The 18225-nt window shown below is 71.0% G+C and carries 14 protein-coding genes; 9 read left to right on the top strand and 5 right to left on the bottom strand.

The genetic code is table 11. The annotated features are described in order from the left end of the window. Positions 1-144 precede the first annotated feature (144 nt). Complete coding sequence (locus tag VGB75_13120) at positions 145-5100, bottom strand: ExeM/NucH family extracellular endonuclease (protein HEY0167975.1); 4956 nt, start codon at positions 5098-5100, stop codon at positions 145-147. 412 nt (positions 5101-5512) lie between these two features. Here VGB75_13120 and VGB75_13115 point away from each other — a divergent pair, with 412 nt between their 5' ends. The 5 genes from VGB75_13115 (at position 5513) to VGB75_13095 (ending at position 11171) form a co-directional block, all read left to right on the top strand. Then, complete coding sequence (locus tag VGB75_13115; GenBank protein HEY0167974.1) at positions 5513-6037, top strand: VOC family protein; 525 nt, start codon at positions 5513-5515, stop codon at positions 6035-6037. Positions 6038-6285: 248 nt separating this feature from the next. Next, positions 6286-9333: an FtsX-like permease family protein gene (locus tag VGB75_13110; protein ID HEY0167973.1), complete on the top strand. Its 3048-nt coding sequence runs from the start codon at positions 6286-6288 to the stop codon at positions 9331-9333. Then, positions 9330-10205: an ATP-binding cassette domain-containing protein gene (locus VGB75_13105; GenBank protein HEY0167972.1), complete on the top strand. Its 876-nt coding sequence runs from the start codon at positions 9330-9332 to the stop codon at positions 10203-10205. The genes VGB75_13110 and VGB75_13105 overlap by 4 nt, the downstream gene beginning before the upstream one ends. Further along, on the top strand, positions 10202-10897 hold the full coding sequence (locus tag VGB75_13100; GenBank protein HEY0167971.1) for an ATP-binding cassette domain-containing protein: 696 nt from the start codon (positions 10202-10204) through the stop codon (positions 10895-10897). Before VGB75_13105 ends, VGB75_13100 begins: the two co-directional genes overlap by 4 nt. A 139-nt stretch (positions 10898-11036) precedes the next feature. Next, positions 11037-11171, top strand: a complete 135-nt coding sequence (locus tag VGB75_13095; GenBank protein ID HEY0167970.1) for a hypothetical protein — start codon at positions 11037-11039, stop codon at positions 11169-11171. Between the two features lie 28 nt (positions 11172-11199). On the opposite strand, the gene VGB75_13090 is transcribed toward VGB75_13095, so the two are convergent. Further along, positions 11200-12069 carry an alpha/beta hydrolase gene (locus VGB75_13090; protein HEY0167969.1) on the bottom strand — a complete coding sequence of 290 codons (870 nt, stop codon included), beginning with the start codon at positions 12067-12069 and terminating at the stop codon, positions 11200-11202. Positions 12070-12186: 117 nt separating this feature from the next. On the opposite strand from VGB75_13090, the gene VGB75_13085 reads away from it, so the two are divergent. The 3 genes from VGB75_13085 to VGB75_13075 are packed head-to-tail and all read left to right on the top strand — an operon-like array spanning position 12187 to position 13828. Beyond that, entirely contained in the window at positions 12187-12882 is a 696-nt protein-coding gene (locus VGB75_13085; GenBank protein ID HEY0167968.1) for a hypothetical protein, read from the top strand. Then, positions 12879-13415, top strand: coding sequence for an AAA family ATPase (locus tag VGB75_13080; protein HEY0167967.1), 537 nt, complete (start codon positions 12879-12881; stop codon positions 13413-13415). The genes VGB75_13085 and VGB75_13080 overlap by 4 nt, the downstream gene beginning before the upstream one ends. 5 nt (positions 13416-13420) lie before the next feature. Continuing rightward, positions 13421-13828 carry a RidA family protein gene (locus VGB75_13075; protein ID HEY0167966.1) on the top strand — a complete coding sequence of 136 codons (408 nt, stop codon included), beginning with the start codon at positions 13421-13423 and terminating at the stop codon, positions 13826-13828. 52 nt (positions 13829-13880) lie between these two features. On the opposite strand, the gene VGB75_13070 is transcribed toward VGB75_13075, so the two are convergent. Both VGB75_13070 and VGB75_13065 read right to left on the bottom strand, forming a co-directional pair. After that, the gene (locus tag VGB75_13070) at positions 13881-14996 is read right to left on the bottom strand and encodes a spore photoproduct lyase family protein (protein HEY0167965.1); all 1116 of its coding nucleotides are present in this window, start codon (positions 14994-14996) and stop codon (positions 13881-13883) included. Between the two features lie 85 nt (positions 14997-15081). After that, entirely contained in the window at positions 15082-16146 is a 1065-nt protein-coding gene (locus VGB75_13065; protein ID HEY0167964.1) for a beta-eliminating lyase-related protein, read from the bottom strand. Between the two features lie 89 nt (positions 16147-16235). Between VGB75_13065 and VGB75_13060 the strand changes: the two genes are divergently transcribed. Beyond that, a complete protein-coding gene (locus VGB75_13060; protein HEY0167963.1) occupies positions 16236-16931 on the top strand; it encodes a class I SAM-dependent methyltransferase in 696 nt (231 codons plus the stop codon). Between the two features lie 29 nt (positions 16932-16960). On the opposite strand, the gene serS is transcribed toward VGB75_13060, so the two are convergent. Beyond that, entirely contained in the window at positions 16961-18211 is a 1251-nt protein-coding gene (gene serS / locus VGB75_13055; protein ID HEY0167962.1) for a serine--tRNA ligase, read from the bottom strand. Positions 18212-18225 lie beyond the last annotated feature (14 nt).

Genomic DNA, 18225 nt, shown 5'->3' with positions numbered 1-18225 from the left:
TGGCCCAGCGGGCCGGCCGCTGAGGGACCGAGCACACGCAAGAAGGGCTCGGCGAGGGTTGTCCCTCGCCGAGCCCTTCTGCTGTCTAGCCAGTCTTACTGGATGGAGCTGGGCCTTACTGGTCTCACTGGATGGAGCTGGGCCCTACTTGGCGTTGACCGTGAGCGTCGGGCTGGTGGAACCCAGGTGGTTGGCAGTGTCGGTCGGGGTGAACTGCGCCCGCACCTGTGACTGCCCCTTCGCCACCGCAGCGGTGAACGAAGCCTGACCATTCGCGCCCACCGGCGCCTGACCGACGAGCACACCCTTGACGTAGAAGGCGACAGCGCCGACGGCAGGCTTGCCGTTGTTCAGCGTGACGGTGGCCGTCATCCGCACCTCGAACTTGCTCTTCACCTTCGCCACGGTCGCGGTGAGGCCGGTGGTCGAGACCGCCTTGTCCACCGTGAACTGCACGACCGCGGAGGTCGAGCCGGTCACCTGCTCCGTCGACGGCACGAACGTGGCGGCGATCTGGTAGGTCCCCGCCGCGGTCGTCGCCGGCATCTGGTAGCTGGCCTGTCCCGAGCTCACCGGAACAGTCGCCAGCACCGTGCCACCGGTCGTCTCGAAGCGCACCGAGCCACTGGGCGTCCCGCCGTCGCTCTGGGCGACGGTCGCCGTGAGCGTGGCCGGGGTGCTGGCGCCGTAGGTCTGCGACGGCGCCGAGGTAGCGAGCGTGGTCGTGGTGCTCATGAGCTGGCGCACCGTGATCGGCACCGTGGTCGTGGTGCCGGTCTGAGCCCCGGTCACCGTCAGGTTCTGCTGCCCGGCCGGCACGCCGGCGGGAAGGGTGAAGCTGACGGTGGCGGCGCCGTACTCATCGGTGATCGCCGTTCCGATCGTGTTGTCCACCGCGAACGACCCGAGCGCGGTGCCGCCGAGGCTCACGTTCACCGCGGTGTCCTTGCGGTCAGCAGCGGTGCTGAAGGCCAGCGACGAGAGGTTGAAGCTGACCTGCTCACCCGGCAGGTAGGACGCCGGGGCGCCGGCCGGGAACATCACGCCGACAGAACGCTGCGTGTAGTCCGGCGCGACGGGGGTGTGGTCGTCCATGTACTCGACCATGGCCTGCAGGTCGGTCTGCCCGGTGTCCTTCTTGTTGACACCCTGGGCGAACACCCCGAAGTTGTCACCACCGGCGGCCAGGAACGAGTTCACCGTGACGGAGTAGCTGGCCGTCGGGTCGATCGCGCTGCCGCCGAGCCACATGCCGGTGATCCGGCTGCCGGCCGCCGCCCGCGGGTCGTAGGTGTAGGTGAAGCCCTCGGAGATGCCGAGCCGCAGGAACGGCCGGGCCGCGCCCGCCGGCTGCCACTGCTGCTCGAGCGCCGTCTTGAGCTGGGCGCCCGTCAGCTTGAGGTTGACCAGAGTGTTGGCGAACGGCTGCACATTGGCCGCCTGCCGGTAGGTCAGGGTGTTGGGATAGGTCGAGCTGCTGCCGACCATGTCTGCCCGCAGTCCGCCGGGGTTCATGAAGGCGATCTGCGCGGAGCCGGTGGTCGCGCCCTCGGTGGCAGTCTGCTGCACCTCGGCGACCAGGTTGCCCAGCGTCGACTCACCGCCCCGGTTCTCAGCGCCGCTGGAGAGCTTGGCGCGGTTGAACGGACCGGTGATCTCACCCAGCGGCTGGGCGCCGAGCACAGCGGCGTCGGCCACTGCCTTGTCGACGATCGCCTTGGTCGGCGCGTCGGTCGGGTAGGCCGGCGACTTCACCAGCGGCAGGATGTTCTGCTGGAGCCCGGTGACCTCACCGGTTCCGGAGTCCACCGTGAACAGCAGCTGGTTAAGGTTGTAGCCGTACTGACCGGCCGAGACGACCGGCCGGGTGGTGACCTCGCGACCCGCGCTGACCCAGCCCGGAACCGTGACCGAGTGGTTGTAGGCCAGGTGGGTGTGACCGGACACGATCGCGTCGACGTTGTCGTTCACGCCGGTGACGATCTTGCCGAAGTCGGTGGCCGGGTCGGTGGCCGCGGACAGCGCGGTCGACTCGGCGCCTTCGTGCACGAGGAGCACGACGATCTCGGCGCCGGCTGCCTTGAGCTCGTTGGCGTGCCGGTTGGCCGCCACGACGGGTGACTCGATCTCCAGCCCGGCGATTCCGGCGGGAGAGACCAGCTCGTTGAGGTGGTCGGTGACCGCGCCGACGAAGCCGACCTGGACACCGCCGAAGTCCTGGATCCAGGTCTCGGGCAGCGCCGCGGAGTGGTCATCGGCGTGGCGCACGTTCGCGCCCAGGTACTCCCACGCAGCGCCGCCGTAGGGGTTGGTCTCGGCGTTGTAAGGCGCCATCACGCGGTTGATCAGGTCGTCATAGCCCTGGTCGAACTCGTGGTTGCCCACCGCCGACACTTCCAGGCCCGCCTCGTTGAGCGCGTCGATCGTGGGCTTGTCGTGGGAGATGAACGACTCGAAGGTCGACGCGCCGATCAGGTCACCGGCGGCGGCGAACACCGTCTCCGGGTACTGGGCGCGCAACTGCTTCACCGCGCCGGCCAGCACAGCCGCCCCCGCCTCGACGCCCGAGGCCTGGATGCGCCCGTGGAAGTCGTTGATGCCAAGCACCTGCACGGTCTCGGTGGTCGAGCCCGCGAGCAGGCCCACGACCACCGGGTCGTGGTCGGAGGAACGGTAGGCGTCAGGCGAGTGGAAATCGGTGCCGTGGTAGTTCCAGCGGCTGTACTCCAGCGCCAGCGACTCACCGGAGTTGATGTTCCAGATGTCGGCCCCGGTGGAGCGCTGCAAGGCGTTGGCGTTGACCAGGATGTGGTCGAGCGAGCCGGACAGCCCGGAGAAGGAGTAGGAGTACTCGCCGTGGGCGTAGTGCTGCTCGACGTCGGTGTAGCCGGCGGCGCTCAGGACGTCGAGCGGGTCCTCCTTGCCGTAGGCGTTGAAGTCACCGGCGAGCACCACGGCCTTGGTCGCGGTGGCCGGGAGAACCGTGGGGATCCAGTCACGCAGTGCGGTGGCCTGGCGGACTCGCGACTCGTTGGACGCGCCCTGCCCGTCACCGGTGTCGGCGTCACCGGGCCACGGACCGGCCGAGCCCTTGGACTTGAAGTGGTTGACGACGAACAGGAACTTCTCGCCGCCGGCCTTGGGTGCGAAGACCTGCGCCACCGGCTCGCGGGCGTTGTCGAACGCGCCGCCGGACGAGCTGGCGGAGCCGAGGGCACGCGCGGCGCCGACCCGGTTGACCGCTGCCGGCTTGTAGATGATGGCGTTGGTGATGACGTCCATCTCGGCCACCGGCGGCAGCTCCGTCGAGGACGGGTTGGCGGCCCAGGTGCCTGCGCCGGCATCGGCGTTCAGCGCGGCCACCAGGGTGTTGGTCGCCTCGTCGGGGGTCTCACCCAGGCGAGCCGAGTTCTCGATCTCCATCAGGCCGATCACGTCGGCGTCCAGGGCGTTGATGGCCTTGACGATCTTGATCTGCTGACGCGCGAGGTCCTCGGCGTCCCAGGCGCCGCGCTGCTCGCAGCCGCCGTTGACCGTGGCGCCGTTGCCGTCACGGTCCTTGAACGAGGTGCAGCTGGCGTCGTCGGTGCCGAGGGTGGTGAAGTAGTTCAGCACGTTGAACGAGGCGACCTTGAGGTCGGCGTTGCCGATCAGGGCCTCGTCCGGCGCGGCGGTGCGGGTGTTGGCGAAGGTGGCCGGGGAGTTGGCGTTGGCCGGGCCGGTGACCGTGGTGGTGGGCTGGAACTTCCACGCGCTGTTACGCCAGTCGACGATCACGTCGCTGGTGAACGTGACGGGCGCGCCCACCCGGACCGGAGCGGACTGCGAGACGTAGGGCGGGGTCAGCGCCCCGTTGACCAGCACGCCGCCACTGGTGGCCAGGTAGTTGACGCTGGAGCCGTCGTCCAGGGTGATCGCCCGAGCCGCGTTGTCCGCCTCGGTGGCGCTGGAAGCGGCCGGACCAGGTTCTTCGACCTCGGTCCGCTGAATCAGCGGCTTGGAGCCTGAGGCCAGGCCGACCTCTCCGTACTGGTTGGTGGTGAAGGTGTTGGTGACGGTGTAGGCGCCGGTCGGGCGGTACAGCATGCCCTCCAGCGACTCGCGCGCGGCGTTGGTGGCAGGCCAGCTCGAGGTGGTCGCGGCGGTCACGCCCGCGGGCGGGTCGGCCAGGTCGACGACGTCAGCGGCGGCCACGTTGATCTCGGTCATGCCGAAGAACTCGACGACTCCACCGGTGACCTGGACGTAGTTGCCGATCTGCACGGCCGCGGGCAAGGCGCCAGTGGACTGGAAGACGAAGACGCCGTCGGAGGTGGTGTCAGTGGCCGGGTCAACCGGTCCGCCGGTGCCCGGCGTCTGGATGTAGTAGCCCTTGAACCCGCCGGTCGGGTAGGCCGCCGTGACGATGCCCTTGGTGGTGACGGTGGCGCCGACGAGCGGTGACTCCGCGCCCGCGCCCTGGATCTCGGCGATGGTCTTCTCGGTCGCGGTCGGAGGCGGCGGGGTGACGGTGGTGCAAGCAGTGCCGCAGGCCACCGGGCTCGGCGCGCTCGCGGTGAAGTCCGCGGCGTTGTTGGCGGTGTTGTCGTGAGCGGCGTTGCGCGAGACGGAGTTGGTGTTGCTCGGCGCGGGCGTCGGGCCGGCGCCGGCGAAGTCGTTGGCGGTGGTTCCGAAGCCGACGAAGTCGACGACGGCGGCGTTGCCGTCGCAGTCGGCGCCGCAGGTCAGCGCGCCGGTGGTGTTGACGAGCGCGACCTTGCCGGCCGTGCCACTCATCGCGATGGTTCCGGTGACGTCGGAGGCGACGTCGGTGGTGCCACCGGCGCCCTGGGCCTCGCGCACGACGTAATGGCCGCCGGGCGGCAGGGTGCCGGTCAACGCGGTGGTCGCCCAGGAGGTGCCGGTGGCGGAGGCGTACTGGACCGACCAGCCGGCGAGGTTCACGGCCGAGCCGCTCTTGTTGTAGAGCTCGATGAAGTCCTGCTTGTAGGTCGCGCCGGCGTTGCCGCCGCCGCCGTAGACCTCGTTGATCACAACGGGTGCCCCGCTGCTGGCCCCGGCCCAGGCCGAAGTCGGCACGGCCAGCCAGCTGCCGGCCACCAGCGCCGTGCTGGCAATTCCACTTATCAAAGCTTTACCGCGTGCGCGCATGCACAATCTCCGTGTCAGGACAGGGGAGGACGGCACCCGCGATGAGTGGGTGCCGAGAAATGTCGGATACGGCGACGGTAATCGAACAGCGAGGCTCCGTATAGCCCTGAAACCCGCAAGAAATCCGCAAGTTTTTGGGCACGACTGCCCTAACACGACGGTCTATGTGGGTTTTACCGGTGTGTTGCCCGCGTTTATCACAGAGAGTTCGCACGCTAATTGCGGACAGTGATGACCGCGTCCTATGAATTGTGTCACAAACGCTTACAGGACGGCCGTTCAGAAATAGTTGAAAGCTCAATCGAGTTCTGTCAGCATCAGTCTTCAGAGCATCATTGACCCAGCTCACCAGGAGGTCGCCATGTCCGTCTTTCGGCTCAACCACGCCGTTCTCTACGTCCGCGACGTCGCCGCCAGCGTGGCGTTCTATCACGACGTCTTCGGCTTCGAGCGAATCGGGGGCGGGGGTCCCCCCGGCGCGGCGTTCCTGCGGGCGCCGGGCTCGTCCAACGACCACGACCTCGGCCTGTTCGAGATCGGCGGGCAAGCCGGCGCCTCGGGCGCCGGGCGCAGCACCGTCGGGCTGTACCACCTGGCCTGGGAGGTCGACACCCTCGGGGACCTGGAAGAACTCGCCGGCAAGCTGACCGCCCTCGGCGCCCTGGTCGGCGCCTCGAACCACGGCACCACCAAGTCGCTGTACGGCCGCGACCCCGACGGCCTGGAGTTCGAGGTCGTCTGGCTGATCCCCGCCGACCTGCTGACCGAGGCTGATCAGACAGCCTCGATGCGGTCGCTGGACCTCGCGGCCGAGATCGCCCGGTTCGGCCCGAACACGCGGGGCGGCTTCGGCGTCTCCCGCGCTGCTGTCACCGCTGCTGGCTAAGCTGCCGCACCGCCGCTCGCGCTCGCTGGTCAGCCCTTCCCCACGGTTGGCATCAGTCGGATAACTACCCGGCCGACTGGGCCACCGGCACGCTCGGCGAGGGTGTCTCATGACATCGCGAGGCCGGCCCGCGAGAAGGGCAGACCAGCGAGAAAGGCGAGCTCATCAGCAGCTTAGGCATCGGCCGACTGGCCCTGCTCCTGCGAGCCCTGTGGTGGCGCCGGGGCCTGTCGGCGGCGACCCTGCTGGTGGCCGTGATCACCATCGGCGCCGGCTCGCTGGGCCCGCTCTACGCCCGCGCCGCCGACGAGTCGACGCTGCGTGACCGGCTGACCTCCTCCGCCAGCGACGCCGCGCTGCACTTCAGCTTCACCCGCGACATCCAGACCGAGGCCGACCTGGACGCGGCGGCCGCCCTGGGCCCGGAGCCGGGCAGCGTCAAGGCCTATCCCCGCACGCTGGTCTCGGCGGTGCTGCCGGCCAGGGCCTCGACGCCGGCGCAGGTGGCGATCGGCGACGTGGGACCCCACACCCGGATGATTTGGCGGGCCGATGCCTGCGCGCACCTGACGCTGACCCGAGGCCGGTGCCCCGCCAGAGCCGGCGAGGCGCTGGCCAGCGAACGCACCCTGCAGGGCGACTACGGCTGGCGACTAGGCGCCCGGTTGACGCTGTCGAACCTGCCGCAGACCGTGACCGTCACCGGATTCGGCGACCCGGCCCAGCAGATCGCCGCGGTCACCGTGGTGGGCGCCTACCGGCTCGCCAGGGTCGCCGATCCGTTCTGGCAGGGCCACAGTTACTTCGACGCCCACCCCGGCCCAGGTGAGTCCCCCGACACCGTCGACGCGCTGTTCGTCGACCGCGCCGAGCTGCCGCCGCTGTTTCCCGCCCGGGTGCAAGTGCAGGTCGACTACCCGATCGAGGCCACCGAGGTCCGGCTGTCTGGCACCGCGGCGCTGGCAGCCGACGTGTCCAGGCTGAGACAGCTGCGCTCGGACCCCGGCGTCGGCGACCACTTCAGCACCGACGTCCTGGCGGTGCTGGCCGCGGCCAAAGCCGAGCAGCGGCTGATCGACGTGTCCACCCTGCTGGTGTCACTGCAGTTGGCGGTGCTGGCCTGGCTGGTGCTGTTCCAGGTGATCGCCGACGCGGTCGAGGCCAAGGGCTCGGAGATCGCGCTGGCCAAGCTGCGCGGCCTGGGACCGGCGGCCACGATCCGGTTCGGACTGGCTGAGCCGATGCTGCTGGTCGCGCTGGCCACGCCGTTGGGGCTGCTCGGCGGCTGGCTGTCGGTGCGGCTGTTCGCGGCCACCGAGTTGGTCCCGGGGACCCCGGTCGACCTCACCCGGGCCACCGCGGTGGCGGTCGCGGCGTCCCTGGCCGGCAGCCTGGCCGCGGCGGCCGCCGCCAGCCGCAAAACCCTGCGGCGGTCGGTGTTGGAGCAGTGGCGGCGGACCCCGGGCCATCAGCCCAGCAGGCTGATGCTGGCGCTGGACCTCGTGCTGGCCGCCGCCGCGGTGTTCGGGTTGGTGCTGCTGCGCCGAGCCGGCCGGGACGGCAGCCCGCAGCCGACCACGTTGCTAGCGCCGGCGCTGCTGGTCTTCGCCGTGGCCCTGCTGGGCATCCGGCTGCTGCCGCTGGCGCTGCGCCCGCTGCTGCCGATGACCCGTGGCTCCGGGCGGATCGGGCTGTTCCTGGCGGCCCGGCAGGTGGTGCGCCGGCCGGCCGGGCTGCGGCTGGCCGCGCTGCTGGCGGTCGCCGTCGGGCTGGCCATCTTCGCGATCGCCGGCGAGGGGGTGGCCAGCCAGAACCGCGAGCTGCGAGCCCGGGTCGAGGTCGGCGCGAGCGCGCTGGCGCCGGTGCAGTACGAGCCGCTGCGTGACCCGGTCGCCGCCACCCGCAAGGCCGACCCGGACGGCCGGTGGGCGATGGCCACCGCCTCCTGGCTGCCCGACGGCGGCGGCTCGGTCACCGGCCGGGTGCTGGCCGTCGACGCCGGCAGGCTGGCCGCGGTGGCCTACTCCGGCGGCGCCACGCCGGCGCCGGCCGAGGCGGCCAAGGCGCTGCTGCCTGCGGACCTGCCGGCGCCCCTGCAGGTCCGGGCCACCCGGCTGCGGGTGCGCGTCGAGGCCGTCGAGCTCAGTCCCGGCGCCCGGCCGCACGTGCTGCTCACCCTGCGGGCGCCCAACAAGCCGGCCATCAACGTCCGGGCCGGCACGCTGGCCCCCGGCGAGCACCAGTACACCGCGACGGTCGGGTGCGCCGGCGGCTGCACCCTGACCGACATCACCTGGGACCGGCCGATCAGCACCTTCGGCAAGCTGACCGGCGTCGTGCGGGTCAGCCAGCTGGAGTTCTTCTCCGACGGCCGGTGGCAGCCGCTGGACAGCGGGCTCGCCACCGCCGGCGACTGGCGGCCCAAGGCCAGCCCCCTGGGGAACTCCGAGGACAGCCTCAGCGTCACCGAAGGCGGCCTGCAGGACGTCTACAGCAGCCAGACCGGCGGCTCGGCCGGCATCACCCACGCCGACAGCCCCCGGCCGCTGCCGGTGCTCGCCTCCCCTGCCGGCTTGGTGCCCGAGGCGGCGAGCCTGCCCGAGCTGCGGATGACCGATCTGACCGGCTCCGCGGCGCCGTTTCAGGTGGTGGGCAGCCCGGCGGTGCTGCCCTCGGTGCTCGACGCCGGGGTGCTGGTCGATGTGACGGGACTGCGGGCCCAGCTGCCGGCCTTCGACAGCGAGGCCAGCTGGTCGATCTGGCTGGGACCGGCCGCGCCGGCCGACGCGATCGACCGGCTGCGAGCCGCCGGACTGGTGGTGGAGCCCGGCGCCACCAAGGCCGGCCGGCTCAGCGAACTGGGCCGGCAGGGCCCGGCGTTGGCGTTGCGGCTGCTGGTGGTCTGCGCCATCGCGGGCTCGATCCTGGCCATCGGTGGCACCGCCATCGCGATCGCCTCGACCGGCCGGCGCCGGACCTTCGAGCTGGCCTCACTGCGCGCCGTCGGGATCAGCCGGCGGACCCTGCTGGGCGCCTGCGTCCTCGAGCAGTTCCTGCTGCTGGGGGCTGCCCTGCTGCTGGGGGTGCCGGCCGGCTACCTGGCCGCCCGCTGGGCGATGCCCTCGGTCCCCCAGTTCGCCGACCAGACCCCGGTGGCGCTGAGCTACCAGCCGGCTCTGACGGGCGTCCTGCTGTTCGCGCTGGCCTTCCTGCTGCTGCTGAGCGTCACCGCGGTGCTGGCCGGCCGGGCGCTGCTGCTGGCCGCCGCGCCGGCCAGGTTGCGGGAGGCCGAATGAGCGCGCGCATGCTGCAGACCGGCCTGGCCATCTACTGCGAGCACCTGAGCCATCACTACGAGATGGACGGCCAGCAGGTCACCGCTCTGGACAACGTCGAGTTCAGCGTGGCGGCCGGTGAGTCGGTCGCGCTGCTCGGGCCGTCGGGGTCGGGCAAGTCGACCCTGCTGAGCCTGCTCGCCGGGCTGCTGCGGCCCACCTCCGGCCAGATCTACCTGGGCGCTGACGACATCACCGTGATGAGCGAGCCGGAGCTGCTGCGCCTGCGCGGTCAGCGGATCGGCGTGGTGGTGCAGAACCCCTCGCGCAACCTGCTGCCCTACGGCACTTCCGAGCAGAACATCTCCTTCGCCCAGCGCGCCCTGCGCGGTTACCGGCGGGTCGACCTGCAGGCGCCGGCGGAGTTGCTGGCCGGGCTGGGGCTGTCCGAGCTCAGCGGGCAGCGGGTCTCGCGCCTGTCCGGCGGCGAGCAGCAGCGGCTGTCGGTCGCGGTGGCGATGGCCGGTTCGCCGGGGCTGCTGCTGGCCGACGAGCCGACCTCGCAGCTGGACACCGCCAACCGCGACAAGGTCGGGCAGCTGCTGACGCGGATCACCGCGAACTTCGGCACCACCGTCGTGGTGGTGACCCACGATCCGGCCGTGGCCGCCGCGCTCGGGCGCAGCGTCACCATCACCGAGGGCCGGGCCGATGACCGCGATCAGCAGCGCGAGCAGTTCGCCCGGGTGGACGCTCAGGGCGCGGTGCAGCTGCCGCCGGACGTGCTGGCCATGTTGCCGCCCGGTTCCCAGCTGCGGGTGGTGCGCAAGCCTGCCGGCGTGGAGTTCACAGCGGTCAGCCCCGAATCCGAGCGCCCCGGCGGTCCCCGGTGACCGCCCGGCATGCGGCCGCCGAGCCCGCGGGCGGCCAGTTGCCCCCGACGCTGGTAGCGGACCGGGTGGGTTACCGGCGGGCCGGGCGGGCGGTGCTGTCCGACGTGTCGGTCAGCGCCTATCCCTTCCAAGTGCTGGCGATCACCGGGCCGTCCGGCAGCGGCAAGTCGAGCCTGCTCGCACTGCTGGCCGGGCTGGAACCACCTGACAGCGGAACGGTGTCCAGGGCCGGAGCGCAGGTCGCCGGCACGGTGCCCGAGGGTTATGGCCTGGTGCTGCAGGGCTACGGCCTGGTCAGCGTGCTCAGCGCCGCCGAGAACGTCGAGATCGTGTTGCAGGGCCAGGCGGGCAAGGGTCTGGACCGCAACGACATCCTCGACCGCGCCGAGGACGCCCTGGCCGTGCTCGGCCTGGACGACGTCGCCGACCACCTCGTCGAGCAGCTGTCCGGCGGCCAGCAGCAACGGGTCGCGATCGCCCGGGCGCTGGTGATCGAACCCAGCGTGCTGCTGGCCGACGAGCTCACCGCCGAACTCGACCACCTGTCCAGGGAACGGGTGCTGGATCGAGTTTTCGCTTTGGCCGCCGCTGGTTCGACCGTGGTCATCTGCACCCATGACCCCGAGGTGGCGGCCCGCTGCCACCGCCAGATCGAGCTGACCAACGGCCGGCTCACCAGCAGCCGGCCATGAAACGGCCTGGGCGTCAGGTGGGACGCGCGGCCCTGGCGGCGTTCGGCGTGCTGGCAGTTGCGGCCTGTAACTACGTTTCCATCGGAATCGCGACCGCATCGCGAGCATTGAGATCACCACCTTCGACGCCCATAACAAGGTGCTCCGCGCCGCAACCGGCACCTCGATCGACCTACCGGACGTCATGAGGACCCGAAACGACCCTTGCGCCTGCTTCATCGTCAAGATCGCCTATGACAACACCGGCGAGCGATTCGTGGTCACCACGCAGTAGAACCGGATGAGCAGGACCGCACCCCTCCTCAACCCAGCAATTCGGCCAGCAGGTCAGGAATCTGGTTGAGCATCGACAGGTGGCCTTCGGTCGCGAACAGGTGCGCCTGCGCGCCTGGCACCTTGGCGGCCAGCCACTGGCCGTGCTCGAACGGCACCATGCGGTCCTGCCGGCCCTGCCAGACGTCGACCGGCACGCTGATCCGTCCGAGGTCGAATCCCCAGTCCTTGACGAAGGCAAGGTCATCGTCGCGCCAACCCGCGATGCCGGTGAGGACCGCCCGGCGCAGGGCACCGGCCATCTCATCGACGAACTCACCGGTCAACGCTGCCCGGTCCACCGGCGACAGCAGGCCGGCCATCGCCTCGGTGACGCCCTCGCCCGTCACCGTCGCCAACTCGGCGGCGAAGGACTCGAGCAACGGGCTGAGCTCGCCGGCGCCGGCCAGGGTCGCGCCGAACTCCCGCACGTTGTCCTGGCCCATGCCGGCGAAGAAGTCGATGCCGCGCGCGGGATAGGGCGCCACCCCGGCCAGCACCGCGACCGCCCGGCACCGCTCGGGCAGCAAGGCCCCGGCCGCCAGCGCGTGCGGGCCGCCGCCGGACCAGCCGAGGGTCACGAACTGCTCGACGCCCAAGGCGTCCAGCACTGTCTCGATGTCGGCGACGGCGTCTGCGACGCTCCGTCCCGGACGCGGCGTGGACTGCCCGTAGCCGGGTCGGGAGTAGCTGACGGTGCGCAATCCCAACTCGGCGGCGGGCCCGGTGACGCACCCAAAGAGCACCGCCGCATTCGGGGTGCCCGGCTGGAACAGCAGCACCGGGCCGCCCGCCGGGCCGCTGATAAGGTACTCCAGCGTCGCGCCGTCAGCGGTGGTCACGGTCGAGAAGGTCGCCACTGCTCGATCCTAGGACGGCCATTCTCGATCCTAGGACGCCACTGGCTGAGGGCTCGCGATAGGACGGGGCCCAGTGGCGGTGCGCCTGAAGGGCCGCGGGCGATAGCGTCCTGTGCCATGGGTCCCGTGCTGGTGCTGCTGCCGAGCCCGTTGCTGCCGGCGTCGGTGTGGCATCCGGTCGCGCGGCGGTTGGCCGAGGCGGGCTGGCAGGTCGCCGAGGTGGTCGACTCGCAGGCGCTTACCAAGCAGCCAAGCACTGCTGAGCAGGTGCGCGCCTGGTTTCTGAGCGCCGTTCCGGCAGATCGGGACGTGATCCTGCTCCCGCACAGCAACGCCGGCCTGTACGTGCCCAGCCTGGTCGCCGAACGCCGGGTCGCGGGCTACGTCTTCGTCGACGCCGCCTTGCCCCCGGCAGCCGGAGACGTCCGGCTCGCTCCGGAGGAGTTCTACGGCTTTCTGGCGGACAAGGCTGATTCCGACGGGATGCTGGCACCGTGGACGCAGTGGTGGGATGAGGACATCTCCGGGCTCTTTCCCAGCCCGGAGGCGCGGGAGCAGGTGGAGCGTGAGCAGCGTCGCATGCCGCTGGCGTACTTCGCCGGCACGCTGCCCGTGCCACCGGGCTGGGACGAGCGGCCGGGCGCCTACCTCGGCTTCTCCCAGACCTACGCCGCCGAGCGCGCGGCGGCGGTGGCACGCGGCTGGCCGACGGCGGTGCTGGACGGGCAGCATCTGCACCAGCTCGTCGCGCCCGATCAGGTCGCGGCCGAGATCCAGGCGCTGCTGGCGCAGATCGGGGCGCTGACACCGTGACCGAGCTGATCGTGGTGGCCGGGCCGCCCGGCGCCGGCAAGTCGACGGTGGCCGCCGTCCTGGCCGACGGTTTCGACACCAGCGCGCTGGTGGCCGGCGACGCCTTCTTCGCCTTCATCCGCCAGGGCTATGTCATGCCCTGGCTGGACGAGGCCGCCCAGCAGAACGACGTGGTCCTCGCGGCAGCGGCCGCGGCCACCGGGCAGCTGGTCAGCGGCGGGTACCCCGTCGTCTATGACGGGGTGATCGGCACCTGGACCCTGCCGGCCTTCCTGGCCGCGACCGGGCTCGGCCAGCTGCACTACGCCGTCCTGCTGCCCTCGGCGCAGTGCTGCGAAACACGCGTTCAGAGCCGCGTCGGGCATGGGTTCAGCGACCTGGCGGCGACCCGACAGGTGCACCGGATGTTCGCCGAGGCGCAGATCCCCGCCCGTCACCTGATCACTGACGAGGCGGCGGATCCGGCGGGCGTCGCCGCGCAGATCCGCGCCAGGATGGCCGACGGCACTCTGGTTTATCGGTTGGAGGATTGAGGTTCATGAGTCAGCGTCAACCTGCCGGTCAGCGGCAGATGGTGTCTTCGGGCGCGAGGTGGGAGTCGGCAGTCGGCTATTCGCGCGCCGTCCGGGTCGGCTCCTGGGTGTCGGTGGCCGGCACCACCGCCGCTCGGCCCGAGGGCGGCGCGGTCGGCGGCGAGGACATCGCCGAGCAGGCCCGGGAGGCGATCCGCCGGATCTCGGCGGCGCTGGAGCAGGTCGGCGCGAGCCTGGAAGACGTGGTGCGGACCCGGATGTTCCTCACCGACATCAGCCGCTGGGAGGAGGTCGGGCGGGCGCACGGCGAGTTCTTCGCCGACATCCGCCCAGCCTCGTCCATGCTCGAGGTCAGCGCCCTCATCGAGCCCGAGCTGCTGGTCGAGATCGAAGCGGACGCCGTGATCGGCTAGGAGGCTGACCCGCTGACCCGCTGACCCGCTGACCGGCTGACCGGCTGACCGGCTAGAAGGCGTAGCGGATGTTCAGCCAGGGCGCCTCGGCGGTGATCAGCTCCCGCAGCTGCCGCACCCCGTCGGCCTTGATGTTGTTGCGGTAGCGGACGTTCCAGCCACCGCTCTGAGACCGCTTCAGCTGCTGCAGCTCAGGCCGCCACAGGACGTCCTCGGCCTTGGGGTGCCAGCCCAGGTTGACCTCGTGCAGTCGCTGGTTGTGCGTCATCAGGATGATCTCAGCCGCGGCCTGGGCCTTGAACGCCTCGCCGGCGCCGTCGTTGATCTGGCCTAGCAGCTCTGCCCAGTCCGCCAGCCAGCCGTCGCGCAGCACCACCGGCGAGAAGTTCAGGTGCACCTCGTAGCCGGCCGCGACGAAGTCGTCGATAGCGGCGATCCGGTCCGCGATCGGGCTGGTGCGAATGTCCAGCAGCCGCGAGTCGGCTTCGGGCATCAGGGAGAACCGGACTCGAGTGCGTCCCTGCGGGTCGAGTCCGAGCAGGTCGCGGTTGACGTGCTTGGTGGCGAACGAGGCCTTGGCGCTCGGCTGGTCACGGAATGCGGCGATCAGGTCGGCGACATTGTCACTGACCAGCGCGTCGACCGAGCAGTCGCTGTTCTCGCCGATGTCATACACCCAGGCAGCCGGGTCGCACTGGTTCGGCTCGGTCTTGGGTCCCTGCCGGGCGATGTGCCGGGCGAGGTAGCCGATGATCTTGTCGATGTTGGTGAACACCGTGATGGGATTGGCGTAACCCTTGCGGCGCGGCACGTAGCAGTAGGAGCACGCCATCGCGCAGCCGTTGGCCAGTGACGGGGCGATCCAGTCCGCGGACCGGCCGTTCGGCCGGGCGGCCAGCGACTTCTTGACGCCGAGCACCAGGTCCTCGGTCTTGACCCGCACCCACCGGTCGATATTGCCGGCGTTGCCGTGCAGCTCCTCGATGTTCCAGTGTGAGTCGACCTCGATGATGTCAGCGCCGGGGAATCGGTCGAGGACCTGGCGCCCCCGCGGGCTGGCCAGCGCCTCGGGCTCGGCCCAGATGCGCCGCACCTGCAGCAACTGCCGGGGGGTGGGTGCGACGGCGGTGTTCGGTGCGACGGCGGTGTTCGGTGCGACGGCGGTCATGCTCCCTTCCTACCCGTCGGCTCTGACAAGGCGATTGACCGCTGAGCGGCGAATGACCCGCTATTTCCGGTGCAAACGGCTTCGCTCAGGCGATCAGCGCGGCCAGGGTGTCCGCTATCACAGCAGGCGCCAACCGGCAGCTCGCCCGTCCGACGTTGAGCTCGCAGCGGACCACCTTCGGGTCACCGGTCGGCGTCGCCGCAGGCCACGCCCAGATTCCAGCGTCCTCGGCCAGCCGCCGCGCGTTCTCGGCGAATCGGCCGGCCGGCACGTCGAACAGCAGGTGCATCATCGGTGTCTGCGGCGGATCGGGCACCACTCGCACCCCGGCGAGGCCGGCCACTTCGGCGGCGATCGCCCGGGCGTGCCAGAGCCGGGCCGGCATCTCGGCCAGCCGTTCGGGCAGCAGCGCCAGCGCCGACGCGGCGGCCGGCCATAGACCGGCCAGGGTGCCGCCAAGGCGTTGACGCCACTCGCGAACCTGCGCGACGTCAGCGTCCGAGCCGGCCACGCAGCAGCCCGGCAACGCCCCGATCCCCTTGTAGAACGAGACATACACCGTGTCGAACAGCGCCGCGATCTCGGCCGGCTCCCGGTCATAGCCTGCCGAGGCCTCCCACAGCCGGGCGCCGTCGAGGTGAACGGCGGCGCCCCGCTCGCGAGCCCAGCTCAGCTGCGCGACCAGCTCGTGCCAGTCCGGAAGCTGGCCGCCCAGATCACGTTGCGGCAACTCCAGCAACAGCGCGGCGACCGGTTCGGCCACCGCCTGGAGGTCAGCCACCGTCAGCAGCCGGTCCCACGTCCCGACCGGACGGCCGGTCAGCCCGTGCAGCCTGGAATGGGCCTGGCCTTCGTAGTTGTCGAGGTGGCACGCCGGATGCCACAGCACGGTGCAGCTGGCTCGCCGGTCGGCGTGCACCCGCAGCGTCGCGCCCTGAGCCATCGTGCCGCTGGGCAGGAACACCGCCGCCGGCTTGCCGAGCAGGCCGGCCACGTGCCGCTCCAGGTCGGTCACGACGCCGCCGTCGCCGTAGTGGTCGGGCGTCACGTCCGGGCTGATTGTGGCCAGCAACTCCGCGGGCCGCAGCGCCCCGTCACCGCTGAGGAACTCAGAGCACGCCGCTCGCCGGGCTCGGGTCTCAGCATCCACCCCGCCAGTCTGCCTCGGCCGGTCGCAGACCGGTGGGGCACGACCCGACCACCGCTGCCCGATGTCGACGATCGGCTAGCCTTGAGGCCATGAGCCAGCCAAGCGAGCCGACGGTCACCCGCTGGGCGGAGCTGGCCGGCCGCGCGTCCGGCGCCGACTACGCCGCCCGGTTCGCCCGGCTGGCTGCCGCCGGAAAGGACGTGCACGGCGAGGCCTCCTTCTGCGCCGAACTGGTCCCCGCCCCTGCCCTGGTGCTCGACGCCGGCTGCGGCACCGGCCGGGTCGCGATCAGGCTCGCCGAACTGGGCTACCGCGTCGTCGGGGTCGATGTGGACTCCTCGATGCTGGCCGAGGCCCGGCGAGTGGCGCCCGACCTGCGCTGGGTGAGCGCCGACCTCGCCGCGCTGCCCGGCCTGGACCGTCTTCTGCCACCAGCTCCCGCCGGCTCAGCGGGGGCCGGGCCGACCGATCCCGGACCTGCCAGCATGGACGCCGGCTTCGACCTGGTGGTCGCGGCCGGCAATGTCATCCCGCTACTGGCCCCGGGCACCCTGGACGCCACCGTCCGGCGGTTGGCCGCGGTGCTGGCGCCCGGCGGGCTGCTGGTCGCCGGTTTCGGCCTGGACTCCGCGCACCTGCCGACCGGCTGCCCGGTGACGCCGGCCGCGGACTACCTGACGGCCTGCGCCGGCGCCGGCCTGAGCGAGGTCGCCCAGCACGGCGGCTGGGACGACGTCGGCGAGCCGACCGGCTACCTGGTCAGCGTGCACTCCCGAGCCCGCTAGCTGAACGAGCCCAGCTGAGCAAGCCCGAGCTAGCTGACCGGACGCAGCACCTCGCGCCCGCCCAGGTAGGGGCGCAGCGCTTCGGGCACGGTGACCGAGCCGTCGGGCAGCTGGTTGTTCTCCAGCATCGCAGCGATATGCCGGTCGCAGAACCCGGTGGCCGAGATGGTGTACGGATGGACCATCTTGCCGTCGATGCGGGCCCGGATGCCGGCCCGGCGGGTCTGGTAGTCGCTGAGGTTGGTGTTCGACGTCAGCTCGCGGTACTTGCCGGTCGAGGGGAACCACGCCTCGACGTCGTACTTGAAGAAGCCGGGCGCGGCCACGTCGGCGGAGCTGCAGATGATCGTCTGGCTGGGCACGTTCAGCGCGTCGATGAACGCGACCTCGTTGTCCAGCATCTGCAGGTGCAGCGCCTCGACCTCGTCGGGCGCGCAGTAGAGGAACTGCTCCAGCTTGTAGAACTGATGCACCCGGATCATGCCCCGGACGTCGCGGCCGTGGCTGCCGGCCTCGGTGCGAAAGCACATCGAGTCGCCCAGGTACTTGACCGGCAACTCCGGCAGCACCTCATCGGCGTGCATGCCCAGCAGCGCCTGCTCAGAGGTGCCGATCAGGGACAGCTCGGAGTCGCTGACGCCGAAGTTGTCGGATTGGGCGAACGGCAGGTATCCCGAGGCGTAGAAGGAGAATCTCTTCGCCAGCACCGGCGGTGACACCAGCTCGAAGCCCTGGCCCTCCACCATGTCGAGGTAGAGCTGCAGCATCGCCAGCCGCAGCCGGACCCCGTCGCCCTTCAAGTTGTAGAAACGCGAGCCGGACAGCTTCGCGGCCCGCTCGACGTCCAGGATGCCCAGGGCGAGGGCGATCTCGTCGTGCGGGCGGTACGGCCCGCCGTCGACCGGCGGGTTGGCCGCCCGGACGATGACGGCCTGGGACTCGTCACCGGCCGGCACCCGGTCATCGAGGTAGTTGGGCAGCCAGGACGCCTTGCTGGTCAGCTCCTCGCGAGCCTGCCGCAGCCGGGTCTCAAGCTCGGTCTGCTGGTCGCGCAGCGTCCGGGCCTCGGTGCGCAGCGCCTCGTCCTTGGCCGCTCGCCGGGTCAGCTCCTTGCTCTGCACGCGCAGCTGCTCGTACTCCTGGGTCAGCTGGGTGACCGCCTGCTGGGCCTTCAGAACGCCCTCGACGTCGACCGACTCGGCTCCGCGCTTGACCAGCGAGCGGCGGTACTCGTCCGGGTCGGCGGCCAGCTTCTTCAGGTCGATCATCGCGGTGGTCATCTCCAGGTCGCGGG

The sequence above is a fragment of the Jatrophihabitans sp. genome (genome assembly GCA_036399055.1).
Lineage (GTDB): Bacteria > Actinomycetota > Actinomycetes > Mycobacteriales > Jatrophihabitantaceae > Jatrophihabitans_A.
Note: the sequence above shows the minus strand (reverse complement) of the source record. Positions and strands in the feature narration are given on the sequence as shown.